This window comes from Desulfobacter sp. (genome assembly GCF_050177295.1).
In genome coordinates this window covers 1-7,849 of sequence record NZ_JBFXHE010000203.1, presented here as the reverse complement: position 1 = coordinate 7,849, position 7,849 = coordinate 1, and the positions used below count along the sequence as shown (strand labels likewise).

The 7,849-nt window shown below is 49.6% G+C and carries 5 protein-coding genes; 3 read left to right on the top strand and 2 right to left on the bottom strand.

The annotated features are described in order from the left end of the window. A partial coding sequence (locus AB7U36_RS14230; protein WP_428160400.1) for a DNA integrity scanning protein DisA nucleotide-binding domain protein occupies window positions 1–1,424 on the bottom strand: 1,424 nt, incomplete at its 3' end. A gap of 33 nt (window positions 1,425–1,457) precedes the next feature. Beyond that, window positions 1,458–1,682, bottom strand: a complete 225-nt coding sequence (locus AB7U36_RS14225; RefSeq protein ID WP_428160399.1) for a hypothetical protein — start codon at window positions 1,680–1,682, stop codon at window positions 1,458–1,460. Window positions 1,683–1,938: 256 nt separating this feature from the next. Here AB7U36_RS14225 and carA point away from each other — a divergent pair, with 256 nt between their 5' ends. The 3 genes from carA to purF are packed head-to-tail and all read left to right on the top strand — an operon-like array spanning window position 1,939 to window position 7,798. Next, the gene (gene carA, locus AB7U36_RS14220; RefSeq protein WP_428160398.1) at window positions 1,939–3,081 is read left to right on the top strand and encodes a glutamine-hydrolyzing carbamoyl-phosphate synthase small subunit; all 1,143 of its coding nucleotides are present in this window, start codon (window positions 1,939–1,941) and stop codon (window positions 3,079–3,081) included. Beyond that, window positions 3,068–6,292, top strand: coding sequence for a carbamoyl-phosphate synthase large subunit (gene carB / locus AB7U36_RS14215; protein WP_428160397.1), 3,225 nt, complete (start codon window positions 3,068–3,070; stop codon window positions 6,290–6,292). The genes carA and carB overlap by 14 nt, the downstream gene beginning before the upstream one ends. 54 nt (window positions 6,293–6,346) lie before the next feature. Beyond that, on the top strand, window positions 6,347–7,798 hold the full coding sequence (gene purF / locus AB7U36_RS14210) for an amidophosphoribosyltransferase (RefSeq protein WP_428160396.1): 1,452 nt from the start codon (window positions 6,347–6,349) through the stop codon (window positions 7,796–7,798). Window positions 7,799–7,849 lie beyond the last annotated feature (51 nt).

The window sequence follows — 7,849 nt, the reverse complement described above, 5'->3', positions numbered from 1 at the left end:
ACAACCCATTTTTCCAAGGGGACGGGGATATTGCATATGCGAGGGGTTTCCAGTTTCCATTTAGTTTCTTGTACCGCACCTCCCATCATAACCGAGACCGGGGCGTCAGAGGAGACGACTATTACAATAACATTTTCGTGTTCTGCCGTGAACCGCAAAGCTGAATTGAACCTGGCACCCCTGGCCCTGTTTTCACCAGGCACATTCCTGCCTTGCAAAAGACAGGCAAACCCATGCAGCTTTATATCAGCCCCTATGTGCAGGGCCCCGTCCACCTTGGACAGGGATCTGGCCAGATCATAATTATCCTGATTTTTCAAATCCATGGGGTGCAGTAGTGAATGGCCCATGATAAAAACCGGGGAGTCATTCAGGTCAATCACAATGCTGCATCCATGCCGGTGGCTGGCAGCACTGTGAACTATCCCGGCAACTATTTTAAATAATGCAGTTGCATTTTCAGCATCCATATCAGAGTCCATTAATGCCTCTTCCACCTGAACCAGCTTTGCCTTATGCGTGGTAGATTTGAAGCTGCCGTCGGAGAAAGAGCACACCAGCTTGTCATTGACTGCAAGAAAACCGTACCGGCCTTTAAAATCTACTGAGATGGAAAAATCAGGATGATCTTCCCTGGTAATGCCAATGATCGTATTTTCAGTGGCAACCAGTTTCAAATCTGAATCTTCAACCGACTGAAGCAGCTTTCTGATATGCTTGACATTGTCCAGGACTGGCTGCTCCGTCCCGGGAAGCTCTAAAATAAAATTCATTTTTGGGATTGATTCTTTTTCCACAAAAATCAGCTTGCCTTTAGGCCATTCTCCTTCTTCCGGAGTTCTTGAAATTTTAAGCACTGCCTCTAAAACAGGGTAAACCCTGATTCTGGTATCCCAGCCGATCAGGACATTCATTTCATCCACGATAAAATCTCTGACCGCATGGGTGGCGTATTCCTTGAGAAAACAGCCGGAAATGCCTGTGTACAATTCTTCCTCATTGGCCATGTCATGGGAAAATCTGTAAACAGCATGTTCCAGCCACCGCTCGGTCGGACCTATGGTACACATGTCCGGGTGGTGGTCGGTAAACCACATCTGATAGACGATAGAGCTTGATCTGCCGCCATAGGATATCAGTCCGGCCAGCCCAAGATTTTTTTCGGGAATCAGATTGCTGAATTTCTTTTTGTCATATTTGATAAAATTATTGTTTCGCCAACCATTTGAATCAATATACAATTCTTTGAATTTCGGTTCATGTCCCACCAGAAGGTTCTGGGGATCAAAGATATAAATGGGATCGTCGGGTGTGATGGCATAAATGACTGCTGCCCTGCTGGGCCCGGAAAAATGAGTCAGACCCTCTCTCAGTCCATCTAGGGTTTCCGTGATGCACCTGCGGATAAAGCCATGGTTTGCCAATCAGAAAGTCTCCCGTTAATGCTGTAACCTTGATTAAGGCATAGATATTTGTTTACTAAAAGGCTGGCCTTTACTGACCCTGCGCCACTGTAGCCAATCATCCACCACTTCCGGGCCTTTTTTCCCTTCGTCAATGGCCAGATAATAGGTAATAACAGGCGTCTTCGGTGCTTCCCGATACTTAAGCTCAAACACAATAGGGCCATCTGCCTCCCGGGATTTAATTTCCTTACCCCGACCCTGGCGGATCACCAGCACCTCTTCAAAATTATATCAGCATTCGAATAACGCCTAACCAAGATAAAATCAATAAAATATAGGCAAATTACACGAAACAGTGATGCCATATTTTTAATTTTCTAATCTTTATCTGAACCATAAAAACCGGCTATATTTGTTTTGTATGAACCCCAGGGGTTGAAAATTAAAGCTTTTTCATGATATTTAAACAGGTTCCAAATAAATTGCGGAACGCTTTTTACCATAAAAATTTAAGGAACAGGTACTAATCCATATGAAAGCATTGTTAGCCCTGGAAGATGGAAGAACATTTTCCTGCAGAAGTTTTACAGGGCCGGGCGAAGCCCAGGGAGAGGTGGTGTTCAACACCAGCATGACCGGTTACCAGGAAATCCTGACCGATCCGTCCTATTACGGGCAGATGGTCACCATGACCTATCCGCTCATAGGCAACTACGGGGTGTGTCCGGAAGATGTTGAATCAGACCGTATTCATGTGGCAGGCTTTATTGTCAAGGAATACCAGGAGTTTCCAAGCAATTTCAGATCAAAGGGAACCCTTGCCGACTATCTGATAAAATCCCATGTCCTGGGCATTGAAGACCTTGATACAAGGGCCCTGACCCGGCATATCCGAAAATCCGGGGCCATGAGAGCCATGATCTCCACCACGGACCTGGATCCTGAATCCCTTGTGGCCCGGGCAAAATTGATCCCCTCCATGGAAGGATCGGATTTGGTGGGTTATGTCACAACCCCAAAACCCTATTTCTGGAAAGACAACAAACCGGATTATGTGGATGCCAAAAGCCTTGAAGCCCCCTTTATATGGGGCCACAAAGGTAAAAAACATTCTGTGGTGGCCCTGGATTTCGGCATAAAATACAATATTATCCGCTGCCTTGAAGGCGCCGGGTGCGAGGTGCTTGTGGTTCCGGCAAAAACCGATGCCCAAACCATTAAACGCCTGAATCCGGACGGCATTTTCCTGTCCAACGGCCCCGGCGACCCCGAGCCCTTGACCTATATCGTGGAAACCATACGCGAACTTCTCGATGACTTTCCGGTTTTTGGTATATGCCTTGGCATGCAGCTTTTGGGCCTTGCCATGGGCGGTAAAACCATGAAAATTAAATTCGGCCACAGGGGCGGCAATCAGCCGGTGAAGAACATGGATACCGGCAAAGTTGAAATCACCTCCCAGAACCACGGGTTTGCCGTGGATCTGAATACCCTTGACAAAAACAAGTGTCACCTCACCCACATCAACCTGAACGAAGACTCCCTGGAAGGGCTTAAGAACGATACCATCCGGGCCTTTGCGGTCCAGTACCACCCCGAAGCCTCCCCGGGCCCCCATGATGCGGCCTATCTTTTTAACCAGTTTGCAAAAGTGATGGAAAATGCCAAAGCGTAACGACATCCACAAAATTCTGATCATAGGTGCCGGCCCGATCATCATCAGCCAGGCCTGCGAGTTTGACTATTCCGGCACCCAGGCCTGCAAGGCCTTGAAGGAAGAAGGGTTTGAGGTTGTCCTGATCAATTCCAACCCGGCCACCATCATGACCGACCCTGAAACAGCCGACCGGGTATATGTTGAACCGGTAACGGCTGAAACCCTGTGCAAGGTGATCGAAATTGAGCGTCCCGATGCGGTGCTGCCCACCCTTGGGGGCCAGACCGCCCTGAACACCACCATTGATGCAGCCAAAACAGGGATATTTGAAAAATATAATATTGAACTGATCGGTGCCTCCATTGACGCCATCAACAAGGCCGAAGACCGGGAACTGTTCCGGGATGCCATGAATAAGATCGGTCTGAGAATTCCCAAATCCGGATTTGCCGTCAATATGACTGAAGTGGAAGAGGTGGCCCAGCACATCGGATTTCCCATTATTGTCCGGCCAAGCTTTACCTTAGGGGGAACCGGCGGCGGTGTGGCTTACAACATGGAAGAGCTTGCAAATCTTGCCAAGTCCGGCCTTGACGCCTCCCTGATCACCCAGGTGATGCTTGAGGAGTCTGTTCTGGGATGGAAGGAGTTTGAGCTCGAGGTGATGCGGGACCATGCGGACAACGTGGTGATCATCTGCTCCATTGAGAATATTGACGCCATGGGGGTTCACACCGGCGATTCCATTACCGTGGCTCCGGCCCAGACCCTGTCCGACAAGGAGTACCAGGCCCTGCGCGATGCCTCCATTGCCATTATCAGAGAGATCGGCGTGGACACGGGCGGCTCCAATGTTCAGTTTGCCGTGAACCCGGACAACGGGGATATCATCGTGGTTGAGATGAACCCCCGGGTGTCCAGGTCTTCTGCCCTTGCCTCCAAGGCCACAGGCTTTCCCATTGCCAAAATTGCGGCCAAGCTTGCGGTGGGGTATACCCTGGATGAGATCCCCAATGATATCACCGGCGAAACCATGGCCTGCTTTGAGCCGTCCATTGATTATTGTGTGGTGAAAATTCCGCGCTGGACCTTTGAAAAATTTCCCGAAGCTGACGATGTACTTACCACGGCCATGAAATCCGTGGGTGAAACCATGTCCATCGGCAGAACATTTAAGGAAGCACTCCAGAAGGGTCTGCGTTCCCTTGAAATCGGGCGGGCCGGTTTTGGTGCCGACGGAAAAGACCCTGCACCCGGGTCTGTTGCGGGTACGGATCTGGAATACAAATTATCCACCCCAAATTCCCAGCGCATTTTTTACATCAAATACGCCATTGAACACGGCATGCCCATCACCATGATCCATGAGCTGACCGCTATTGATCCCTGGTTTCTGTATCAGATGAAGCAGATTGTAGACCTTGAAAAGCAGCTGAAACTGGCCGGCATGAACCTGCCAAAGGATCTTTTTGAAAAGGCCAAAAAATACGGATTCTCAGACATGCAGCTGGCCTATCTGTCCGGGGGACTGACAGACAAACAGATCGAACAGAAACGAAAAGACCTGGGCATTGTTCCGGTGTATAAGCTGGTGGACACCTGTGCCGCAGAATTCAGGGCGGTTACCCCCTACTATTACTCCACCTATGAAAGCGAATGCGAGGCCCGGGTGTCGGACAGGAAAAAGGTGATTATCCTGGGTGGCGGTCCCAACCGCATCGGCCAGGGCATTGAATTTGACTACTGCTGTGTTCATGCCTCCTTTGCCCTAAGGGAAGAAGGGGTGGAGTCCATCATGGTCAATTCCAACCCGGAAACGGTCTCCACTGACTATGACACCTCTGACAAGCTCTACTTTGAACCGCTGACCCGGGAAGATGTGCTTCACATCGTGGAAAAGGAAAAACCCTTTGGGGTGATTGTCCAGTTCGGCGGCCAGACACCTTTGAACCTTGCCACAGACCTTCAAAAAGCAGGGGTTCCCATTATCGGCACAAGTCCGAAAAGCATTGACCGGGCCGAGGACCGGGATCTGTTTGCGGCCATGCTTAAAAAACTGAACCTGCGCCAGCCCGATAACGGCATTGCATATTCTTATAAAGAAGCGGTGGCTGTTGCCAGGGATATCGGATACCCGGTCATGGTCCGTCCCTCCTTTGTCTTAGGCGGCCGGGCCATGAAAATCGTATATGATGAAAAAGACCTGGAAGAATATTTCAACCTGGCAGTCCAGGCCTCACCGGACAAACCCGTGCTCATTGACAAGTTTCTGGAAGAAGCGTTTGAGCTGGATGTGGACGCCATTTCCGACGGTGAGGATACCATTATCGGCGGCATGATGGAGCATATTGAAGAGGCAGGCATCCATTCCGGCGATTCCGCTTGTGTACTGCCGCCCTATTCCATTGAAGCCCACCATATCAAAGAGATGTCGGATGCGGCAAAAGCCATTGCCAAAGAGCTCAATGTCAAGGGTTTAATGAACATCCAGTTCGGGATTATGAATGACACGGTGTACATCATTGAGGTCAATCCCAGGGCATCCCGGACCATCCCTTTTGTATCCAAGGCAATCGGCGTACCTTTGGCCAAGCTGGCCACCAAAGTCATGCTGGGCAAAACCTTAAGGGAGCTTGGGGTGACAAAGGAAATCATCCCGCCCTATTATTGTGTCAAGGAAGCGGTGATGCCCTTTGACCGCTTTGAAAAAGTGGATCCTGTTCTTGGGCCTGAGATGAAATCCACGGGCGAAGTCATGGGTATTGACAAGGATCTTGGCGCAGCTGTGGCCAAAGCCCAGTTTGCAGCAGGACAGAAACTGCCCAAGGAAGGCACAGTTTTTATCTCTGTCCAGGACAAGGATAAAAAGGTGGCACTGCCTGTGGCCAAACGTTTCCATGACATAGGATTCACCATCATGGCCACCCGGGGAACTGTCACATTCCTGGAAGAAAACAAAATTCCATCCACCTTTGTGAAAAAAGTATCTGCAGGCCGGCCCCATGTGGTGGATGCCGTGAAAAACGGTGAAATCCAGCTTATTTTAAATACAGGCGCCTCCAGTCAGACCCAGAGAGACGGGTATGCAATTCGCAGGGCCGCCATTAAATATAAAATACCCTATGCCACCACCACGGACGGGGCCCGGGCCATCAGCCTGGCCATCCAGGCCATGAAAAAGGAAAACCTGACGGTGAAACCCCTCCAGGCTTATCACAAAGAGAATTAAATAATGTTCAAACGCAATTTTTTGTTCATACAATAAATATTGGAAAAATCAGAAATGAATACCATCCAACCCAACTGCTCCTGCCCGGTGTTTGCGCCCAGTGAGCGGCCTAAAGATGAATGCGGGGTTTTTGGCCTGTACAAACACCCGGAAGCGGCCAAAATTACCTATTTCGGGCTTTATGCACTTCAGCACAGGGGTCAGGAAAGTGCGGGCATCTCCGTGAACCGGGGTATCACCGACAAAATTTTCTCCCATAAAGGCATGGGGCTTGTACCGGAAATTTTCAACATTGAAGACCTTGAACGTATTGAAGGCGGATCTGCCATCGGCCATGTCCGGTACTCCACCACCGGTGACTCGGTATTGGCCAATGCCCAGCCTTTTGTGGTCAACCACCGGCACCGCTCCTATGCCCTGGCCCACAACGGCAATCTGGTCAACGCCCACACCATCAGAGAAGAGCTTGAGGAACAGGGCTCCATCTTCCAGACCACCATGGATTCGGAAGTATTTCTGCATCTGTTCATTAAAAGCCTGATAAAAGGCGATTATGAATCAGCTATATTAAAGGCAACGTCAAAGGTCGAAGGGGCCTATTCCATGATACTGCTCACCTGTAAGGGCGAAATCATCGGCCTGAAAGACCCCAACGGATTTCGCCCCCTGGCCCTTGGAAAACTGAACGGACACTATGTATTGGCTTCTGAAACCTGTGCCTTTGACCTGATCCAGGCCGAATTTATCCGGGAACTGGACCCCGGTGAAATCGTTATTATTAATGAAGACGGTATCAGGAGCATCAAACACCCAAAAGCGGCAGTCAAAAAATCCCTGTGCATATTTGAATATATCTATTTTGCCCGTCCTGACTCCACAATTGACGGCAAAAACGTCTATGAAATGAGAAAGGCACATGGAAGGCGCCTGGCCCAGGAATCCCATGTGGATGCAGACCTGGTCATGCCGTTTCCCGATTCCGGCAACTATGCGGCCATCGGCTATGCCGCAGAATCCGGTATCCCTTTTGAAATGGGCATGATACGCAACCATTATGTGGGCAGAAGTTTTATCCAGCCCACCCAGTCCATGCGGGATTTTGCCGTGCGGGTGAAACTGAATCCGGTACGGGAACTGATACGAGGTAAAGATATTATCATTGTTGAAGATTCCATTATCCGGGGCACCACAGCCAAAACCCGTGTCAAAGCCCTGAAGGAGTTGGGAGCCGGAAAAATACACATGCGGGTCTCCTGTCCGCCCCATAAATTCCCCTGTTACTACGGCATTGATTTTTCATCCAAGGGAGAGTTGATTGCAGCCCAGAAACCCCTGGATGAACTGACCGAGTACCTTGGACTGGATTCCCTGCATTACCTGTCCATTGAGGGCATGCTGGAAGCGTCCGGGGTAAATGAGCCCGAAGCCAATTTCTGCAAGGCCTGTTTTGACGGAACCTATCCCGTGCCCTTTGATCCCAATTTTACTAAACAGTATATGGGATAAAATGAAAAAAAAAACCGTAGCAATTTAAAGGCAGATCACCAATCTGTTTTT